Origin of the sequence: Thermodesulfovibrio sp. 3462-1, from assembly GCF_040451425.1 — a bacterium.
Classification (GTDB): Bacteria; Nitrospirota; Thermodesulfovibrionia; order Thermodesulfovibrionales; family Thermodesulfovibrionaceae; genus Thermodesulfovibrio; species Thermodesulfovibrio obliviosus.
This window is the reverse complement of record NZ_CP144374.1, coordinates 781,972-800,846: the sequence shown is the minus strand read 5'-3', so window position 1 is coordinate 800,846 and position 18,875 is coordinate 781,972. Positions and strand designations below refer to the sequence as shown.

At 34.3% G+C, this 18,875-nt stretch carries 19 protein-coding genes and 4 tRNA genes; 11 read left to right on the top strand and 12 right to left on the bottom strand.

Going from position 1 to position 18,875, the window contains the following annotated elements:
- Position 1 precedes the first annotated feature (1 nt).
- The 5 genes from V4D31_RS04065 (at position 2) to V4D31_RS04045 (ending at position 2,919) form a co-directional block, all read left to right on the top strand.
- Positions 2-892: a protoglobin domain-containing protein gene (locus V4D31_RS04065; RefSeq protein ID WP_353686963.1), complete on the top strand. Its 891-nt coding sequence runs from the start codon at positions 2-4 to the stop codon at positions 890-892.
- Positions 889-2,154, top strand: coding sequence for a phosphoribosylamine--glycine ligase (purD, locus tag V4D31_RS04060; protein ID WP_353686962.1), 1,266 nt, complete (start codon positions 889-891; stop codon positions 2,152-2,154). The genes V4D31_RS04065 and purD overlap by 4 nt, the downstream gene beginning before the upstream one ends.
- A 23-nt stretch (positions 2,155-2,177) precedes the next feature.
- Positions 2,178-2,258: transfer RNA gene (locus V4D31_RS04055), tRNA-Leu, on the top strand.
- Between the two features lie 57 nt (positions 2,259-2,315).
- On the top strand, positions 2,316-2,843 hold the full coding sequence (locus V4D31_RS04050) for a macro domain-containing protein (RefSeq protein ID WP_353686961.1): 528 nt from the start codon (positions 2,316-2,318) through the stop codon (positions 2,841-2,843).
- Between the two features lie 4 nt (positions 2,844-2,847).
- Positions 2,848-2,919: transfer RNA gene (locus V4D31_RS04045), tRNA-Thr, on the top strand.
- Here V4D31_RS04045 and V4D31_RS04040 read toward each other — a convergent pair.
- Positions 2,920-3,414, bottom strand: coding sequence for a ribonuclease H-like YkuK family protein (locus V4D31_RS04040; protein ID WP_353686960.1), 495 nt, complete (start codon positions 3,412-3,414; stop codon positions 2,920-2,922).
- A gap of 74 nt (positions 3,415-3,488) precedes the next feature.
- On the opposite strand from V4D31_RS04040, the gene V4D31_RS04035 reads away from it, so the two are divergent.
- The 5 genes from V4D31_RS04035 (at position 3,489) to mqnB (ending at position 7,076) form a co-directional block, all read left to right on the top strand.
- A tRNA-Gly gene (locus V4D31_RS04035) sits at positions 3,489-3,560 on the top strand.
- A gap of 18 nt (positions 3,561-3,578) precedes the next feature.
- Positions 3,579-4,364 carry a tRNA (adenine-N1)-methyltransferase gene (locus V4D31_RS04030; RefSeq protein WP_353686959.1) on the top strand — a complete coding sequence of 262 codons (786 nt, stop codon included), beginning with the start codon at positions 3,579-3,581 and terminating at the stop codon, positions 4,362-4,364.
- Positions 4,361-5,665, top strand: a complete 1,305-nt coding sequence (locus V4D31_RS04025; protein WP_353686958.1) for a radical SAM protein — start codon at positions 4,361-4,363, stop codon at positions 5,663-5,665. Before V4D31_RS04030 ends, V4D31_RS04025 begins: the two co-directional genes overlap by 4 nt.
- A gap of 30 nt (positions 5,666-5,695) precedes the next feature.
- Positions 5,696-6,400, top strand: coding sequence for a hypothetical protein (locus V4D31_RS04020; protein WP_353686957.1), 705 nt, complete (start codon positions 5,696-5,698; stop codon positions 6,398-6,400).
- Between the two features lies 1 nt (position 6,401).
- Positions 6,402-7,076, top strand: coding sequence for a futalosine hydrolase (gene mqnB / locus V4D31_RS04015; RefSeq protein WP_353686956.1), 675 nt, complete (start codon positions 6,402-6,404; stop codon positions 7,074-7,076).
- Here mqnB and V4D31_RS04010 read toward each other — a convergent pair.
- From V4D31_RS04010 to V4D31_RS03960, 11 genes are all read right to left on the bottom strand, one after another.
- On the bottom strand, positions 7,051-7,542 hold the full coding sequence (locus V4D31_RS04010; RefSeq protein ID WP_353686955.1) for a tetratricopeptide repeat protein: 492 nt from the start codon (positions 7,540-7,542) through the stop codon (positions 7,051-7,053). The genes mqnB and V4D31_RS04010 overlap by 26 nt on opposite strands.
- Positions 7,543-7,561: 19 nt before the next feature.
- Positions 7,562-7,975, bottom strand: a complete 414-nt coding sequence (locus V4D31_RS04005; RefSeq protein WP_353686954.1) for a hypothetical protein — start codon at positions 7,973-7,975, stop codon at positions 7,562-7,564.
- Positions 7,972-8,877, bottom strand: coding sequence for a tRNA (guanosine(46)-N7)-methyltransferase TrmB (gene trmB / locus V4D31_RS04000; protein ID WP_353686953.1), 906 nt, complete (start codon positions 8,875-8,877; stop codon positions 7,972-7,974). The genes V4D31_RS04005 and trmB overlap by 4 nt, the downstream gene beginning before the upstream one ends.
- Positions 8,878-8,880: 3 nt before the next feature.
- On the bottom strand, positions 8,881-9,711 hold the full coding sequence (locus V4D31_RS03995) for a site-2 protease family protein (RefSeq protein ID WP_353686952.1): 831 nt from the start codon (positions 9,709-9,711) through the stop codon (positions 8,881-8,883).
- Positions 9,708-10,985 (bottom strand): 30S ribosomal protein S12 methylthiotransferase RimO, encoded by a 1,278-nt coding sequence (rimO, locus tag V4D31_RS03990; protein WP_353686951.1) that lies wholly within the window; start codon positions 10,983-10,985, stop codon positions 9,708-9,710. Before rimO ends, V4D31_RS03995 begins: the two co-directional genes overlap by 4 nt.
- A 1-nt stretch (position 10,986) precedes the next feature.
- The gene (thiL, locus tag V4D31_RS03985; protein ID WP_353686950.1) at positions 10,987-11,967 is read right to left on the bottom strand and encodes a thiamine-phosphate kinase; all 981 of its coding nucleotides are present in this window, start codon (positions 11,965-11,967) and stop codon (positions 10,987-10,989) included.
- Positions 11,964-14,384 carry an endopeptidase La gene (gene lon / locus V4D31_RS03980; protein ID WP_353686949.1) on the bottom strand — a complete coding sequence of 807 codons (2,421 nt, stop codon included), beginning with the start codon at positions 14,382-14,384 and terminating at the stop codon, positions 11,964-11,966. The genes thiL and lon overlap by 4 nt, the downstream gene beginning before the upstream one ends.
- 82 nt (positions 14,385-14,466) lie before the next feature.
- A complete protein-coding gene (gene galU / locus V4D31_RS03975) occupies positions 14,467-15,336 on the bottom strand; it encodes a UTP--glucose-1-phosphate uridylyltransferase GalU (protein WP_353686948.1) in 870 nt (289 codons plus the stop codon).
- Between the two features lie 23 nt (positions 15,337-15,359).
- Positions 15,360-15,445: transfer RNA gene (locus V4D31_RS03970), tRNA-Leu, on the bottom strand.
- A gap of 22 nt (positions 15,446-15,467) precedes the next feature.
- Complete coding sequence (gene ilvD / locus V4D31_RS03965; RefSeq protein WP_353686947.1) at positions 15,468-17,138, bottom strand: dihydroxy-acid dehydratase; 1,671 nt, start codon at positions 17,136-17,138, stop codon at positions 15,468-15,470.
- Positions 17,135-17,374, bottom strand: a complete 240-nt coding sequence (locus V4D31_RS03960) for a DUF465 domain-containing protein (protein WP_353686946.1) — start codon at positions 17,372-17,374, stop codon at positions 17,135-17,137. Before V4D31_RS03960 ends, ilvD begins: the two co-directional genes overlap by 4 nt.
- Before the next feature lie 96 nt (positions 17,375-17,470).
- On the opposite strand from V4D31_RS03960, the gene V4D31_RS03955 reads away from it, so the two are divergent.
- Positions 17,471-18,859 carry an alginate export family protein gene (locus V4D31_RS03955; RefSeq protein WP_353686945.1) on the top strand — a complete coding sequence of 463 codons (1,389 nt, stop codon included), beginning with the start codon at positions 17,471-17,473 and terminating at the stop codon, positions 18,857-18,859.
- The last annotated feature ends 16 nt before the right edge of the window (positions 18,860-18,875 follow it).

Here is an 18,875-nt window from a genome sequence, read left to right as displayed (position 1 = left end):
GATGAGACCTTTTAAAGAAATTAAAGCAAATTATTATTTTACAAAAGAGGATGAGGCCAGGCTATCAGAACTTAAGCCTCTTATGGAAAAAAGAGCTGAAAAAGTTGTAGGAGCTCTCTATCAATGGATCATCCAGACAGATTCAGCAAAAAGAATTTTTAAAAATGAATCATTAATAAAGCATGTAATGAGACTTGTAAGAACCTGGTTTATAAGTCTTTTTTCTGGTAGATATGATAACTACTTTTACGATACTCTGATAAGAATTGGTCAAAAGCATGAAAAAGTTGGTGTAGATCCTCATTTTATGACAAGAGCAATAAATATTATAAGAAATGCCTGCGTTGATATACTTTGTGAGGAAATGGAACATAATAGAGAAAAATATTTAATCTCAATTAATAAAATACTTGACATAAATCTTGATATTATAACCTCTGCATACCTTGAGGAAGAAATAAAAGGTTATTCCCCTGCATACAGAATAAAAATTCAACTTGTAAGATATGGTGAGATATTTTCTCAAGTTGTAAGTCTTGTACTAATAGTTGGATTGAGCATTATTACTGTTGCTGTTACTTATCTTTGCGGAAAAGATATATATGAAATATTATCAGGTAAATTAGAGCAGACAATCGTAACAGCACTTGGTTCAGTTCTTATTCTATGGGTTATGCTTGAACTTTTAAACACTGAAATTACACATCTTAAAGGAGGAAAATTCAAAATAAGTGTTTTTGTTGGAGTTGCTCTTGTTACTGTAATAAGAGAGACGATGATAGCAACATTAAAACATGAAACAATTGAATTTATAACTTCATTGATAGCTGCTATTCTTATAATGGGTATAGTTTACTGGTTAGTAAAAAAGACAGAGGAGGACAGAAGATGAAAGTCCTTGTTATAGGGTCAGGGGGAAGAGAACATGCCATTGTCTGGAAGCTTGCCCAATCAAGAGTGGTTGATAAAATTTACTGTGTGCCTGGAAATGCAGGAATTTCAGATCTGGCAGAATGCATAGAAATTGAGAACAAAGATCTTTCTGGTCTGGTTGACTTTGTTAAATATGAGTGGATTGATCTTACAGTAGTTGGACCTGAAGACCCCCTTGCAAAGGGAATTGTTGATACATTTCAGAAAGAGGGAAGAAAAATAATAGGTCCAACAAAAGCAGCTGCTCAACTTGAAAGTAGCAAAGTGTTTGCAAAGGAATTTATGAAAAGACATAAAATACCAACAGCAGAATATAAAGTCTTTACCTCTTACACTCACGCCGAAGAATATATAAGACTAAAAGGCACACCAATTGTTGTAAAAGCAAATGGACTTGCAGCAGGCAAAGGAGTTTTTGTATGCCATAGGTATGAAGAAGCAATTGAGGCATTAAAACTTATTATGAAAGAAAAAATTTTTGGCTCTGCTGGAGATAAAGTGGTAATTGAAGAATATCTTCAGGGTAAAGAAGCTTCATATCTTGTTTTTACAGATGGTAAAAATATAGTATCCATGGTTACATCAAAGGATCACAAAAGACTTCTTGACAATGATGAAGGACCAAATACAGGAGGCATGGGAACATTCAGTCCAAATCCAATTATTACTGCAGAGCTTGAAAAAGAAATCATTGAAACAATAATTAAGCCAACAATAAGAGGATTAAAATCTGAAGGAATAGTTTATAAAGGCATTCTTTATGCAGGACTTATGATTGTCAATAACAAACCCTATGTGCTTGAGTTTAATTGCCGATTTGGTGATCCTGAAACACAGGTAATTTTGCCAAGGCTTGAAACTGATTTAGTTGATATTTTTATGGCAATAACAGAGCAAAAGTTGAATAAAATAGATGTAAAATGGAAAGATAAATCATCTTTATGCGTTATTCTTGCCTCAGAAGGATATCCTGGAAAATATAAGAAAGAACTGCCTATTAAAGGTCTTGAAATGGTTAAAAGATTAAAAGATGTAATTGTATTTCATGCAGGTACTAAATTTGATGAAAACGGAAGAGTTGTAACAAATGGAGGAAGAGTTCTTGGTGTTACTGCCTTAGGAAAAGATATAAAAGAAGCAAGGCAGAAAGCTTATAGCGCTGTTGAGTTAATTCACTTTGAAGGCATGCAGTACAGAAAGGACATTGGATTAAATATTTAAAAAATTTTTAAAATAAAAAATAAGCGAGAGTGGCGGAATGGCAGACGCGCTGGACTTAGAATCCAGTGGAGAGATCCGTGAGGGTTCAAATCCCTCCTCTCGCATTGAATTTTGAAACTCTCCAGTTTGCTAATTAGATGCTTTAGAGGTGAAGCTTAAAGATGCAGGAGAAAAAAATTAATGTAAAAACATTACGGATAATTATTGGAGACATTACAGAAAGGGATACAGATGCAATAGTTAATGCTGCCAATAATTATCTCAAACACGGTGGAGGAGTAGCTGGTGCAATTGTCAGAAAAGGTGGACAGATCATACAAGAAGAAAGTGACAGAATTGGCTTTGTACCAACAGGTTCTGCAGCAATAACCACTGCTGGTTCTTTAAAAGCAAAATATATTATTCATGCTGTTGGACCAAAATGGGGTGAAGGCAACGAAGAAGAAAAACTCAGAAATGCGGTATTAAGCAGTCTCAGGCTTGCCAATGAATATAAATTAAAAAGCATATCCTTCCCTGCAATAAGCTCTGGAATATATGGATGTCCCAAAGATATGGTTGCAAAGATTTTAATTCAAACAGTGTTAGAATATCTAAAAAATCAGAATACAACTGTGGAAATTGTAGAATTCTGCCTTTTTGATGAAGACAGTTATCGATACTTTAAAGAAGAGTTTGATAAGATATAAATATGCCGGGATAGCTCAGCGGTAGAGCAGTCGATTCGTAATCGACTGGTCGTGGGTTCAAATCCCATTCCCGGCTTTAATTTGTATGCCTGTCTGCTACTTTTGTGGCACCAAAAGAATCAGGTTTTGTTACAGCAATGTATCCTGAACCAACAATCATCTTAATTAGTTCTTTAACAATACTTCTTGTTGCTCCATTTTTTCCTACATCAAGATGAATCTCAACAGGTAATCTTGAAACTCCATTTTCCGATAGTTTCTTTTTTAAAGCCTCTGCCACTTCAAGGCTGAGTGAGGCTTCAGTAAAAATTCTCAACTTTAAACTATCCACTTTTTCATGCTTTATTTTTCTATAAAAATATCTTCCACCAGAACCTTTTCTATGAATTATTATTGCAGTTACAAATACAGTCTCTTCTCCAGGAAAAGAATCGCTTCCTACTATCAAATTGTATTGTCTGTCTGGCTGTTCCTTTACAAACTCAATTATTTTTTCAAAAACCTGCTGAAATGAAAGATTTCCAAATGTAGGACTGATAAAAACTGATTTTTTTAGCGATTCAACTTCCATTTTTATATTTTACCAAAAATTTTCAAAAGTTGACATATTTTCATCCATGATGATATAAAAAACTATATACCTTTGCGGGCGTAACTCAGCGGGAGAGTGTCAGCTTCCCAAGCTGAAGGTCGCGGGTTCGAATCCCGTCGCCCGCTTTTTTATTGGAGGTCAGCTTGTCAGTATTCAAAGAAAGTGATTTAGCTATTCTGATAGATTCAAAGGAAAGAAAATATCTTGTCAAATTAAAAAAAGACGCTTTTTTTTCATTTCATAAGGGTAATGTTTCTTTCAATGAAATAATCGGTAAGCCTGATGGAATTAAAATTAAATCATCTCATGGCGAAACTTTAACTGTTTTTCGCCCTACCCTTGAAGAATACATTCTTAAAATGAAAAGAGGAGCTCAAATAATATATCCAAAAGATATTTCAAGAATTATCACTCTTCTTGATGTTTTTCCTGGAGCAAAAGTATTTGAGGCTGGAACAGGCTCTGGAGCCTTAACTCTTTATCTTTTAAGAGCAGTTGGAGAAAAAGGCAAAGTTGTCTCATATGAAAAAAGACAGGATTTTTATGAAAACGCAAAGATAAATATTGAAAAATTCATTGGAAATGAGACTACAGGGCAATTAATTCTTTTAAATAAAGACATTGCTGAAGGAATAGAAGAATCAGACTTTGATAGAGCAATTCTTGACCTAACAGAACCATGGCTTTTTCTTGATAAGGTGGTGAATGCTTTAAAAACTGGTGGAATTCTGGGATGCTACCTGACAACAGTTTTGCAAATATATAGTTTGATGGAAGAATTTGAAAAAAACTTTTATCAAACACTTCATAAAATCGGCATATTTGAAATTCTTGAGAGAAAATGGGAAAAAGAGGGATTAAGCCTAAGACCAGCATTAAGAATGGTTGCTCACACAGGATTTATTGTTGTTTTTAGAAAACTTGCATGAGACTAAGGTGTCTTCTTGTAAATCCCTGGATTTATGACTTTGCTGCCTATAATTTCTGGGCAAGACCAATTGGATTGCTAAAAGTAGCTGAATTCCTTAGTCAATTTGATGTTGAACTTTTCTTGATAGACTGCTGTGATTCCTTTAAAGTAAAAAAATATGGAACAGGAAAGTATAAGACAGAGCTTATTGAAAAACCCGAAATTTTAAAAAATATACCTAAAAAATATAGAAGATATGGATGCACCAGAGAAGAATTCATTGAAAAATTGAGCTTTGCTGGCTCTGTTGACCTTATCTTAGTTACTTCTATTATGGCTTACTGGTGGTACGGAGTAAAGGAAGTTATAGAAATTCTAAGAGAAAAATTCAAAGACATTCCAATTATTCTTGGAGGAATTTATGCTACTGTTTACAAAGAACATGCAGAAAAAAATACAAATGCTGACTTTATTTATGAAGGACAGATAGATGACAAATTAATTAAAGTAATTGAATACTTCGGATTAAAGCTTGAAAGAATAAACAATAAGCCAAAATATTGGTGGCAGATGAACTTTTACAAAGAAATGCCTTATGCGCCGATTTTAACTTCAACAGGATGTCCTTTTAGATGCCCTTATTGTGCTTCTTCCTTGTTATATAAATCCTTTGAACAAAGGAATATAGATGAAGTGGTTGGTGAAATTGAAGGACTATACAACCTTGGAGTAAGAGATTTTGCTTTTTATGATGATGCTCTATTATACAAAGCTGATACTCATATAAAGCCTCTGATTGGAAAACTACTTGAAAAAAATTTACAGGCAAGATTTCACACTCCCAATGGACTTCATGCCCGCTATATTGATAAAGAACTTGCTTATTTGATGAAAAAAGCTGGATTTAAGACATTAAGATTAAGCCTTGAGACAGTTAATATAAAAAGGCAGATTGAAACCGGAGGAAAGGTTACATGTGAAGAACTTGAAAGAGCAGTTTTATATCTTAAAGAAGCGGGTTTTCTTTCTCAGGAAATAGGAGTTTATATAATGTATGGACTTCCCAGGCAAAGTCTTGAAGAGGTGAAAGCCGGAGTAGAGTTTCTTAAAAAATTAAAAGTAAGGATTCATTTAACAGAGTTTTCACCAATCAGAGGAACCTATTACTGGCATGAGCTTGTAAAAGCCGGCGTTATTTCTGATGACATAGATCCTGTTTTAACGAATAATTCAATTTTTTCAGAAATTTTTGCAGGATATTCAAGGATGGAATTACAAAAATTAAAACTTGATGTCAACAATTTTAATTTGATATTATAGGTGGCAAAGTTTTTATCCTGGAGGTCATAAATGGATGAAAAAAAATTAGCAGAGTTAATGAGAACAGTTATAAGAGAAGAAGTAAAAACTATTGTGAAAGAGGAAATTAGAACGATTGTTCAGCAAGAAGTAAAAACTGTCGTGAAAGAGGAAATTAGAACGATTGTTCAGCAAGAAGTAAAAACTGTCGTGAAAGAGGAAATTAGAACGATTGTTCAACAAGAAGTAAGAGCTGTCGTGAAAGAGGAAATTAGAACGATTGTTCAACAAGAAGTAAGAGCTGTCGTGAAAGAGGAAATTAAGGGATTAGTTAAAGATGTGGAAACACTGAAACAAGATGTTGGAATCCTAAAACAAGACGTGGAAATGCTTAAAAATGATGTGAATACCCTTAAAAATGATGTAACCACGCTCAAAAATGATGTAACTATACTTAAAAATGATGTGGAAGAAATTAAGAAAGAGATGGCTACAAAGGCTGACCTGATGAGCATGGAGCAGAGATTTACCAATACACTTGAAAAACTAAGAGAAGCTCTCAGGTTTTCCATGTTAGAAGTTCACAGTGATTTAGAAGATATAAAGGTAAAGTTAAAAATGTATGACTTTGACTTTCTCCTTAAACAAAATGACTATCTCGCAGGAGTTTTAAAGGACTTACTTGAAGAAAGAAAAGCTTTATCCCAAAGAATGAAAGATTTTGAAGAAAGACTGAAAGCTCTTGAAGCAGCATAAATTGATAGCTCTATTTTTTGCCACTGAAAAAGAATGTGAATTAATTATTAACAGTTTAAGCAATAAGCAGTTTTTTTCAATAAAGACTGTATCCTTTATTAAAGGCAAAATAAAAGATGTTGATTTACTCTTATGTATTTCAGGCATTGGAAAAACTTCGGCAACTTTAGCTTCTGTAATTTGTTTTGAAAAATTCTCCATAAAAGGAACTATTGTTTCAGGCATAGGAGGTGCCTATCCTTCCTCTGGACTTGATATAGGAAGTATTGTAGTAGCAGAAAAAGAAATCTTTGCTGATGAAGGACTGTTAAGAAATTGTAATGCAAATATAGATTCGTTTATTTTTTTGAATTCTGAAGAAATTCTTCTTTATGTGCCTCATTTTTTAAAAACCCTTCCAAAAGGAACATTTCTTACTGTTTCATCCTGCACAGGAAATCTTGAAAGAGCTATATTTCTTGAAAAAAACTTCAATGGCATATGCGAAAACATGGAAGGCGCAGCAGTGGCAAAGGTCTGTGAGATTTATAAAATTCCTTGCATTGAAATAAGAAGCATTAGTAATATAGTTACTGATAGAGCTGAACTTCTAAGTTTAAAAGAGATATCGAAAGCTTCCATGATAGTTCAAAAATTTATTCTTGAACACATTAAGCTATTTGAAGAGTCTCTTTAATTTGTGCAATAATCCTCTGTACACTTTCCTTTAATTTTGAATAATCATCGCCTGAATATTTTATAAAAGCTTCGTAATGATTTAAAGCATCGAGTTTTCTATCAATTCTGTAATAAGTTACTGCAAGATTATAATGAGTTTCTGGATTTTCATGGTCAAATTCAAGGGCTTTTAAAAAGTACTCTATAGCTTTTTCATACTCTTCTTTATTGAGGTAGACAAGCCCTATATTTACATATGGTAAAGCAAAATCTTTCTTAATTTCAATGGCTTTTTTAAATTCTTCTATTGCTTCTTCAAATTTACTGAGATAAAAAAGAGCGAGCCCGTAATTGTTATGAAGTTCAGGTAAATTAGAGTTTTCCTTAATTAGCTCACTATATATTTTGCAAGCTTCTTCAAATTCTTTATACCTGAGCATTAAATTTGCTTCTTCAAATCTTGCTTCAAAATCCTGCTTTTCCATAGGAAAAATTATATCAAATTTATTCAGGTTTTGTATACATATACCAGGGTTTTTCCGTAGCTCTATGAATGCCGCATAATTTTGCCACTGCATCAACTATTTGATTCGCATTAAAGGGTCTTAGAATAATGTTGTCAACAATTTTATCCTGAATAAGCTTTACTATTTCCTGTTTAGCAGTATCAGCTGAAATTATCAAAAGAATTTTAATTTTTGATTTATCCCTGATTTTCTCTAAAAAAGGGATTGTGCTTTCACCATCAATCTGAGAGTCGATTATCATTGCACAAAAATTTATATCTGATTCAAAAAGCTTTTCAATTTGATAAACATGGTCAAAATATTGTAATGATACTTCAGAAAGGTCCTTCAAAGCCCAGTTAACAGTATTTTTAATATCCTTTTGAACACATACAAGAATCTTCTTTTTCATAATTTCTCCTTTCCAATAATTTTACCTAAAAATTTTAAAGCCTTTTGTATCCCCTCTGTTTTCAAAACTTCACTAAATTTAGACACATCTATTATAAAATAATCATTCTTTTTCTTTACAGTGACAATAAAACTCTGTAAAAACTCATTCTCACTGAGTAAAACCTCCAAAGCATAATCCTGTCCCCTTTCCCATACAGAAAAACATTTTATATAAAGTGCATCTTCAATTTTAAATTCCTTATTGGCTATGAGCTCCACATCTACTATATCTGCTGAAACCTTTACTGGATACAACTCAGTCACCTCCTTTATTTCACTGATTTTCAATGTGATAGGTTCTTTTTCTTTTTTAAGAACAATATCCCATATATTTTTACCCATTGATAGCCATCTTTTTTCATACTTTGTTAAAGGTTCATCTATTGAGGGATTTGAAACATTTATAGAAAAACAGTTTAAAAAAGCCGCTTCTTGCAATGTAAACTCAACAAAGGAATAATCATCAGTTCTTATTTTAACTTCACCAGAGGAAATCAATTTTTTTGCATAAAGATAAAGATTTTCCATTTTTGTAAGCCTTCTTTCAGCGTGGGACTTTTTAAACCAGGGATCTGGATAGTTCATAAATATTTTTTTTATAGCTTTATCCTTAAATAAAAGCTGGATTGCCCAATAAGCATCAAGCTTTGTGCAAAAAACATTATTGATGCTATGACTGCTGCATTTTTTTAAAAGTTTATTAACTGGTATCCATGACTTTTCAATACCAAAAAATATTTCTTCTGGATTTTCCTTTGCCATCTTTATTAAAAAATCACCTGAGCCAAACCCAATTTCAACTGTAATGTTTTCAAATTCAAGAGGTTTTTTTACTTTACGCCAGTCAATGTAGTGTTTCATCATTTAAAACTTAAAAGGTGCAGGAACAAAAGTAAAAATAAAAATTAAAAATGCCACTCCCCCAATTATTCGTCTGCTTAAAGAAAGTCTATTTTCCCAGAACAGTACTGGAGGATGATCCAAACCTAAAAAAAGAAGAAGCAATGCCCACACAAGCCATCCATACCAGTAAAAAATTCCCAAAAAAGCAATCAAAAAAATAACCGTTCTTGAAATGTAAGAATGAAATCTACCAAACAAAGCATAAGCAATATGGCCTCCATCAAGCTGTCCAACAGGCAAAAGATTCATGGAAGTTACAAAAAGCCCGATCCATCCAGCAAAAGCAACAGGGCTTAAAACAACATCATATCCAGCTGGAATGTCTCCTAAAATGAGTTTAACAAGTAAAGAGAAAAGTATAGAATCACCAAGCACAAAAAAGTCTTCTCCTCCTCGAGTAAGAGGAATAATTTTTGACATTCTAAGCCCGATTATGCAAGCAGCTACAGATAAGAAAAATCCTACTAAAGGTCCTGCTGCTCCAATATCAATTAGTGCTTTTCTTGTTAGTATTGGTGATTTCATCTTTATAAAAGCACCAAAGGTGCCAATTATTGAAGGTGCAGGAATAAAATATGGCAGTGTTGCCTTTGTTCTGTGAGCCTTTGAAGCAAAGTAATGACCCATCTCGTGTCCAAGCAAAATTGTTATTATACTTAATGAAAAAGGATAACCCTCCCAGATTCTGAAAGGTTCTTTAAGCAGATTAATTCCCTGTTGAAGAGCTCCTGCAAAAAGTGTTGTTAAAACAGTAGCACAAAAAAGAATCAACGGAGTAATATATTTTTTCACTTAACAATAACTCCTTTAAGGTCATATTCATAGGCTTCGGTGATCAAAACCTTTACTTTATCTGCTGCTTTTAACTCTGACACATTCTCTAATATTACCACACCATCAATCTCTGGTGCATGGCAGTAAAGTCTTGCAAGGGCAAGATCTGCATCAATATAGTCTATCAAGGCATCATATTTTTTCCCCACAAGGGCGCGATTTTTTTCAAGGGATATTAAAGCCTGCCTTGTCATTATCTCATCAAATCTTCTATTTTTTACACTTTCAGGAATCTGCCCTTTTAAATTGTAAGCTACCGTTCCTTCTTCTCTTGAGTATTTAAAAACTCCAAGACGGTCAAACTGAACTTCTTCAATAAAATCAACGAGTCTCTGAAACTCATCTTCTGTTTCAGTGGGAAATCCAACAATAAAAGTGCTTCTCAATGTTACTCCCGGTATTGCTTCCCTGATTTGCCTTATTTTTTTAAAATACTCCTTCTTTGTTCCCCTTCTGCCCATAAGCCTCAGTATTCTTTCTTCACTGTGTTGCATTGGTATATCAAGATAATTAACAATTTTATCATTTTCTGCCACTGTTTGGATTATAGCCTCATCAACATCAGTAGGATAAAGGTAAAGAAGTCTAATCCAAAAATCTCCATTAATTGAGCATAAATCCTTAAGAAGACTTACTAAATTGTATCCCTTCAATTCTTTGCCGTACTGGGTAATATCCTGAGCAACAATAATCAACTCTTTTATTCCAGAGGAAACAAAACCCTCGGCTTCTTTTAATATTTTTTCAGGTTCTCTGCTTTTAAAAGGACCTCTTATTGAAGGAATAACACAAAAACTGCATCTACGACTACAGCCGTCGGCAATTTTAATATATCTGTAACTTGGTGGTTCCATAGTATAAGCACAGATCAAGGAATAACTGTCAGAATTCTTAAACTGCCTCATGAAACTAATAATAGAGGCTGTCTCATTTACTCCAAATAAAGCATCAATTTCTGGTATTTCTTTTTTAAGTTCATTTTTGTATCTTTTGGAAAGACAACCAATTACAATAAGCTTTCTATGCTCTTTACACTTCGCTACTGTTAAGATTTCGTCAATTGATTCCTCTTTTGCATCATTTATAAAACAGCAGGTGTTGATAAAAACAAAATCTGCTTTTTTAAACTCCTCCACATATAAAAATCCTTCTGCTGTTAGTTCCTCTATTAAATGTCTTGAATCAACAGTGTTTTTAGGACATCCAAGTGTGATTACTGTAAATTTTTTCATTTCAGAAATGTTGCCAACCTTCTGGTTTTGCAGGGATTTTACCTTTATCAGGGTGTATAAGATAGAGGCCTTTTTCTTCAACTATTCTTCCCACTTGAATTAAGCCGAACTCCTGAGCATCCTTTCTGTCAGAGATAACTAAAAGCTCATAGTCCTCCCCACCAGATAAAATGAGCTTTATTGCGTCAATATTTAAATACTCTGCAACCTTTATTACTGCTGGATGTTTTGGAATTTTTTCAAGATATATCTCAGCACCCACATTGTTTTCTTCACAGAGTCTGTGTAAATCAATGAGTAAGCCGTCACTTATATCCATCATTGCCTTTGCAATATCTTTGAATTTTTCAGGGTTTCTTGCAACTGGCATTAGATGTCTCTGTAAAAGTTCATTTGTGCCTTCAATTTCTATAATGTCAGGATGTTTTTTGAAATCTTTCATTGATTTAATAACTTTCCTTTTATCATCAGAAAGGCTTTTTAAAAGATTTAAACCTGCTTGTGAAAGTCCAAGAGATGATGTTATGAAAATTAAATCTTCAGGCTCAGCGCCTTTTCTTAAAACAGGCTTTTCAGCCTCTCCCACTGCAAAACCTGAAAGAACAACCTTTTCGCTCCTTGAAAGATCACCTCCAACTAAAAATCCTCTGTAATGCCTTAATGCATCCTGTATGCCATCAAATAGCTCTTTAAAATCCTCTTCAGATAAGGTTTCTGGAATGCCTGCAGAAAATAAAAAAGCCTTAAAATCACCACCCATTGCATAAATATCACTTACATTAACAGAAACAATTTTAAATCCAAGATGATAAAAGGAAGTATAGCTAAGGTCAAAATGAACATCCTCAATCATCAAATCCGTTGTAAGCAATGCAGACTGTTTAAAATTCAAAACCGCAGCATCATCGCCTATTCCTGTTCCTTCAGGAAAGGAAAACCTCTCCCTTATATACTTAATAAGTCCCAGTTCATCTTTTTTCATTTAGATTTAGCTGCTATTTTCTGAGTTTTAGCCTTTACTTTAACCTTTGAAAAAACATGCTTTAAAACCTCATCCATTGACTCAACAAGAATAAACTTCATTCCTTCTTTCACATATTTTGGCAGCTCTTCAAGGTCTTTTTTGTTTCTCTTTGGTATAATGACTGTTTTTATGCCCATTCTCTTAGCTGCAAGCACCTTCTCCTTAAGGCCCCCAATGGGAAGAACTCTACCCCTTAAAGTAATTTCACCTGTCATGGCAACATCCTTTCTCAAAGGTTTTCCAGTGAAAACTGAGGCAATTGCTGAAGCCATTGTAATTCCTGCTGAAGGACCATCCTTTGGAATAGCACCTGCAGGAACATGGATATGTAAATCCATAGTGCTAAAAATTTTTTCATCAATCTTGAGCTCTTTAGCTTTTGATTTAACATAGCTCAATGCAGCCTGTGCAGACTCTTTCATCACATCTCCAAGCTGTCCTGTAAGAATAAGATTCCCCTTGCCTTTCATAATTGTTGCCTCAACATATATAACATCTCCACCTGCCTCTGTCCATGCAAGACCTGTTGCAACTCCAACCTCTTCTTTTTTGAGTTCCTCTTCAGGAAGATACTTGGGTGCACCAAGAAATTTCGATACCTTCTTAGGTGTTATGTAAAACTTCTTAGTTTTGGCTTCTGCAATAAATTTAGCCACTTTTCTACAGAGATTTGCTATTTCTCTTTCAAGATTTCTGACTCCTGCCTCTCTTGTATAATGAGTAATAATATATCTTACTGCTCTATCACTAATTTTTAAAATTGAAGAGTTAAGTCCGTGTTCTTCAAGCTGTTTTGGAATTAGATATTTTTTTGCAATTTGGAGCTTTTCTTCTTCAGTGTATCCTGAAAGATATATTATCTCCATTCTGTCTCTTAATGCAGATGGAATTGTATCAGCTATGTTACCTGTGCAAATAAACATAACATTGCTTAAATCAAAGGGAACAGCAAGATAGTGGTCAACAAAGCTGTTATTCTGTTCAGGATCAAGGACTTCCAGAAGAGCTGATGAAGGATCACCTCTGAAGTCCATTCCCAGTTTGTCTATTTCATCAAGCATAAACACAGGATTATTTGTTCCTGCCTGCCTTATACCCTGAATTATTCTACCTGGAAGAGCACCCACATAGGTTCTTCTGTGGCCCCTTATCTCAGCTTCATCTCTTACACCACCAAGAGAAATTCTAACAAATTCTCTACCTAAAGCCCTTGCAATTGAACGGCCTAAGGAGGTTTTACCAACTCCGGGAGGACCTATAAAGCAGAGAATTGGTCCTTTCATTTTTTCTTTTAGTTTTCTTACGCTTAAATATTCAAGAATTCTTTCTTTAACCTTTTCAAGATCATAATGGTCTTTATCAAGAACTTCCTTTGCAGCTTTTATATCAAGCCTGTCTTCTGTTGAACGAGACCATGGCAATTCTGTAAGCCATTCAAGATATGTGCGCACCACCGCTGATTCAGCTGCTTCAGGATGCATTCTTTCAAGTCTTTTTAGTTGTTTCTCGGCTTCTTCTTTAACCTTTTCAGGCATTTTTGCTTCTTCAATCTTTCTTCTGAATTCATTTATCTCTTCAGCCTTTTCATCAATATCTCCAAGCTCCTTCTGAATTGCCTTAAGCTGTTCTCTCAAAAAATACTCCCTCTGCGTCTTATCTATTTCATCCCTTGCTTCTTTCTTAATTTTCTGTTGAATTGTAAGGAGTTGAATCTCTCTGTTAAGAATTTCTCTTATCTTATTCAATCTATCAAAAGGATCGGTAATCTCAAGTATTTGCTGAGCTTCAGAGCTTTTTAATCCTAAATTTGAAGCAATCAGGTCAGCAAGTCTTCCAGGTTCATCAATATTTTCAATTATTACCATGGCATCAGGTGGTATATTTTTACCAAGTGAGATAGCTTTTTCAAGCTGCTCTTTCACAGTTCTTACCAGTGCTTCATGTTCAAGTGTAAACTCTTTTATCTGAATGTCTTCAATTTTTTCTATTTTCGCAAGGTAAAAACCTTCTTGTTGAGAAAACTCTACTGCTTTTGCCTTAGAAAGTCCCTGAACAAGAATTTTTAATCTTCCATCTGGTAGCCTCAGCATTCTCATAATCATGCAGACTGTTCCAATACTGTAAAGGTCTGAAGGTTCCGGAATTTCAACATTGAAGTCCTTCTGGGTTAGCAAAAGAATAAGCCTGTTGGTATTCAATGCATGTTCCACAGCTTTAACAGAGATATCTCTTCCCACAAAAAGAGGAATTATCATATATGGGAAAATTACTATATCTCTGACAGCTAAAATTGGAAGTTCATGTGGAATCTCTATCTCTTTATTGTCCTGTTTTTCATCATTTTTTTCTTTGTTTTCTTTTTTTATTTCGTCCATTTCTACCCCCTGAAAAAACTTTTTTAATCTTTAGTTAATTTTAACAGTTTTTCAAGAATTTTTGATATTTTTTAAAAAATTTTTAATGATTTTCGATGGTTGAAAGCTTTTCTTTCAGAAAATTTATAAATTGGCAAGAGATTTCCCTGTCTTTTAAAGCAAATTCTACTATCGTTTTTAAATAACCAAGCTTTTCTCCAGCATCATATCTCTTACCTTTAATTATACAACCGTATATTTGCGTTTCCTCTAAAAGGGATCTTAAAGCATCAGTTAATTGAATCTCTCCGCTTTTACCTGGCTGTAAATTTTCAAGATGTTTAAATATCTGAGGAGTTAAAATATACCTGCCAATTATTGCAAGAGAGGATGGAGCATTTTGAGGCTCTGGTTTTTCTACCAAATCATTGATAATATAAAATCCGTCTGTTTGTTTGCCTGAAACTATACCATATCTTGAAACTTCATTTAAAGAAACCTCTTCAAGAGCTATTACTGGAGCTTTCTTGTCTTTATAAATTTTTATCATTTCATCAAGAACAGAGTACTCAGGATCTATCAAATCATCACTTAAAATCACTACAAAAGGTTCCTCTTTAACAAAAGGCTTAGCACATAAAATGGCATCTCCGAGTCCTTTTGGTTCTTTTTGTCTTATAAAGGCAAAATTAAGATTTTCAAAACAGTTAATTTTTTCAAGAAGTTCATATTTCCCTGCAGATTTAAGCCTTTCTTCTAATTCATAAGCCTTGTCAAAATGGTCTTCAATTGCTCTTTTGTGCTTACCTGTAATAAAGATAAACTCCTCAATCCCTACTCTCACAGCTTCTTCAACTGCATACTGAATAAGAGGTTTGTCAACTACCGGAAGCATTTCTTTTGGAGAAGCCTTTGTTGCTGGAAGGAATCTTGTTCCAAGGCCTGCTACTGGCAAGACTGCTTTTCTAATCATCTGGAGTGCCTCCACATAAAAAATGCCGGAGACGAGACTCGAACTCGTACGGAGGTCGCCCTCCGAGGGATTTTAAGTCCCTTGCGTCTACCAGTTCCGCCACTCCGGCTATATTTAAGATACAAAAAAATTTAGACTTTATTCAAGTGCTCCTGCATTATTGCACCTTTATCAGCAGAGCTAACCATATGAGCATATCTTGAAAGATATCCTCTTTTTATTTTTGACTTTCTTGGCTTCCAATCCTTGCTCCTCTTTTTTAACTCACTTTCTGAAACCATAATATCGAGTTTTCTGTTTGGTATATCAATCAAAATTCTATCACCATCCTTAACCAGAGCAATTGGACCACCACGAGCAGCTTCTGGTGAGACATGACCAATACAGGGACCACGGGTTCCACCTGAAAATCTTCCATCTGTAATTAAAGCAACTGATTCATTAAGTCCCATTCCAGTGATTGCACTTGTTGGAGAAAGCATTTCCCTCATTCCAGGACCGCCAGATGGGCCTTCATATCTTATTATAATGACATCTCCTTCTTTTATTTTTCCATCAAGAATTGCGTTCATAGCTTCTTCTTCTGAATCAAAACAGCAAGCTGTTCCTTCAAAACGAAGCATTTTTGGAGAAACAGCAGTTTGCTTAACTACAGCTCCATCTGGCGCAAGATTTCCTTTAAGAATTGCTATTCCTCCCTCTTTATGATAGGCCTTTTCAATTGGTCTAATTACATCTTCATCGTAGATCTGAGCTTTCTCTGCAATTTCTTTTATATCAAAACCAGAAACTGTTGGATTTGAAAAAATTTTATCTTTAAGTCTTTGAAGCACAGCTGGAATTCCACCAGCTCTGTAAAGGTCTTCCATATAATGCTGTCCCGAAGGAATTATATTTACAATGTGAGGAGTTTTTTTGCTAATTTCGTCAAAAATCTCAAGAGGAAGCTCTATTCCTGCTTCATGCGCCACTGCTTTTATATGTAAAACAGTATTTGTAGAACCACCAAGTGCCATATCAATTATAATAGCATTATAAAAAGCTTCTTTTGTAAGTATCTTTCTTGCGGTTAATTTCTTTTTTACGAGTTCAACAATTTTTACTCCAGTTTCAAAGGCAAGCCTTCTCTTTTCAGACATAACAGCTGGAGTAGCAGCTACTCCTGGAAGGCTCATTCCCATAGCCTCAGTAACACAAGCCATAGTATTTGCTGTATACATCCCCTGACATGAACCCGCAGTAGGACACGCACAAAGTTCAAGAGCCTGGAGGTCTTGTTCTGTTAAAACTCCCTTTTTAAACTTTCCAACTGCTTCAAAAGTGTCAGAAGTAAGATTTCTTCTTTGACCTTTGTAGTATCCTGCAAGCATTGGTCCTGCTGTAAGAACTATTGCTGGAATGTCAAGCCTTGCAGCAGCCATAAGCATTCCAGGTGTAATCTTATCACAGTTTGTAAGAAGCACAATACCATCAAATTGATGGGCTTCTACAATACATTCAATCATATCCGCAATTAACTCCCTCGATGGCAAAGAATACTTCATTCCCTTATGACCCATAGCAATCCCATCACAGATACCTGGAATACCAAAGAAAAATGGATAGCCCCCTCTTGTATGAATCCCTTTTTCTATAAATCTTGAGAGTTCATTCATTGAAATATGGCCAGGTATTATATCTGTGAAACTTGTAGCTACACCAATAAATGGTTTATTCATTTCAGAATGAGGAATTCCTGTTGCATAAAGAAGTGCGCGATGAGGAGTTCTTTCAAGACCTTTTTTAACTATGTCACTTCTCACTGGGTTGCCTCCCTTTGCAATTTAGCTTTATATTGTCTTATCATTTCAGCCATTTTATCTTTCTTATAAAGTTTCTCTTTCTGCATTCTTTTTTTCTCGATTTCTTCTTCTGGAGTTAAATAAGGCTTTTTGTTCATTTCATCAAGAATGCTATCAAGGTGTCTGTGTTCCTCATAAAGCTTGCGAAACTCTTCGTTTTCTTTTTTAAGAATCTCAATGATCTCTTCTTCTTTCATGGAACACCTCCAAAAATGTTTTTTTAAATTTTACAACAAATAAAAAAAAATATGTTATAATTTTTTTCATTTTCTAAATTTTTATTGGAGGTGATTATGAATCAGTTTTTAAGAGTTTTATTAAGCTTTGTTTTTTTAATCAGTTTTTTTTTTCAAGTCTCCTTTGCCATTGAAAATGAACATGGTGCATCTGTTAGGCTAAGACAGGAGATATGGGACAATGTTGTTGACCTCGGAACAATGCCAAACAAGCAACCTGACAGAAACTTTTTCAGACTGCGTATTCAGTTATGGGATAATGTAAAACTTAATGATAACTTTGGAGCTTACATAAGATTAGCAACAGAGCCAAAGTATTACACTGGTCCATATCGCTTAACTCTTGATAATGAAACAAACAGGAAAAGATTGGATCAGGATGAAGTTATAATTGATAATCTCTATATTGACATTAAAAAACCTTTTGATTTACCTGTAAACTTCAGAATTGGAAGGCAGGATTTTCTCGGTAAAGACATGTATGGCGAAGGATTTCTTATTCTTGATGGCACTCCGGCTGATGGCTCAAGAACTTTTTATTTTAACGCTATAAAAGCAACTATAAATATTGCTCCTGATAATTCAATTGACTTAGTTTATGTTTCAAATCCTAAAACAGATCAGTATTTACCAAGTATTCATCCTGCCTACTATGATAAAGCTTCAGGTGGTCTTTACATCAATCACAAAAAAAGGCTCGCTGCCTCAAATGAAAAAGGCTTCTGGATTTATGGAAGAAATAAAATATTTGAATGGCTAAATGTTGAACCTTATTATATCTACAAAAAGGAAGATGCTTATGATGTAATAAAAGAAAGCCATATTAACACTTTTGGAATGAGAGCAGTATTTAAAATAAGTGATTTCTCCTTAAGAGGCGAGCTTGCAAAACAATATGGAAAATATCAAGATGGAACTAAAAGAAGCGGGCTTGGTGGCTATGCCTTTGCTGGATATACATTTTCCAGCTGTCCTGTAATTCCTACTGTAGAAGTTGGTTATGTTTATCTTTCAGGTGATAAAACAGGAACAAAAGACAAAGATGAAGGCTTTGATCCGCTTTTTTCAAGAGCACCCCAGTGGAATGAGCTTTTGATTTATACATTAGTACCTGAAACCTCTAAAAAGGGTGGACCAATTCCTGGTTACTGGACAAATCTAAAAGCAGTAGTTACAAATTTATTGCTGAAACCAATTAAGGATTTAAGCATAAAGCTCTCATATCAACATCTCTGGGCGGATGAAAAAACAAGTGATTTACCTTCAATAATGTTTTCCAATGATGGAAAAAATCGTGGTGATCTGTGGGCATTTATCACAAACTACAAATTCACAAAAAATCTTGATGGAATGCTTCAGCTTGAGTATTTTGAACCTGGCAACTTTTATTCAGATAAAGCAAGAAATGCCACATTCATAAGATGGCAGCTTCAGTATAAATTATAGGAGGAGAAAGCTGATG

Bases quoted from the DNA above. Each gene is read 5' to 3' on its own strand.
- V4D31_RS03955 (WP_353686945.1), top strand. From the start codon at position 17,471: ATGAATCAGTTTTTAAGAGTTTTATTAAGCTTTGTTTTTTTAATCAGT.
- V4D31_RS04025 (WP_353686958.1), top strand. From the start codon at position 4,361: ATGAGACTAAGGTGTCTTCTTGTAAATCCCTGGATTTATGACTTTGCT.
- galU (WP_353686948.1), bottom strand. From the start codon at position 15,336: ATGATTAGAAAAGCAGTCTTGCCAGTAGCAGGCCTTGGAACAAGATTC.
- V4D31_RS04065 (WP_353686963.1), top strand. From the start codon at position 2: ATGAGACCTTTTAAAGAAATTAAAGCAAATTATTATTTTACAAAAGAG.
- purD (WP_353686962.1), top strand. From the start codon at position 889: ATGAAAGTCCTTGTTATAGGGTCAGGGGGAAGAGAACATGCCATTGTC.
- rimO (WP_353686951.1), bottom strand. From the start codon at position 10,985: ATGAAAAAATTTACAGTAATCACACTTGGATGTCCTAAAAACACTGTT.
- thiL (WP_353686950.1), bottom strand. From the start codon at position 11,967: ATGAAAAAAGATGAACTGGGACTTATTAAGTATATAAGGGAGAGGTTT.
- V4D31_RS04050 (WP_353686961.1), top strand. From the start codon at position 2,316: ATGCAGGAGAAAAAAATTAATGTAAAAACATTACGGATAATTATTGGA.
- V4D31_RS04020 (WP_353686957.1), top strand. From the start codon at position 5,696: ATGGATGAAAAAAAATTAGCAGAGTTAATGAGAACAGTTATAAGAGAA.
- V4D31_RS04010 (WP_353686955.1), bottom strand. From the start codon at position 7,542: ATGGAAAAGCAGGATTTTGAAGCAAGATTTGAAGAAGCAAATTTAATG.
- V4D31_RS04040 (WP_353686960.1), bottom strand. From the start codon at position 3,414: ATGGAAGTTGAATCGCTAAAAAAATCAGTTTTTATCAGTCCTACATTT.
- lon (WP_353686949.1), bottom strand. From the start codon at position 14,384: ATGGACGAAATAAAAAAAGAAAACAAAGAAAAAAATGATGAAAAACAG.
- V4D31_RS03960 (WP_353686946.1), bottom strand. From the start codon at position 17,374: ATGAAAGAAGAAGAGATCATTGAGATTCTTAAAAAAGAAAACGAAGAG.
- V4D31_RS04005 (WP_353686954.1), bottom strand. From the start codon at position 7,975: ATGAAAAAGAAGATTCTTGTATGTGTTCAAAAGGATATTAAAAATACT.
- trmB (WP_353686953.1), bottom strand. From the start codon at position 8,877: ATGAAACACTACATTGACTGGCGTAAAGTAAAAAAACCTCTTGAATTT.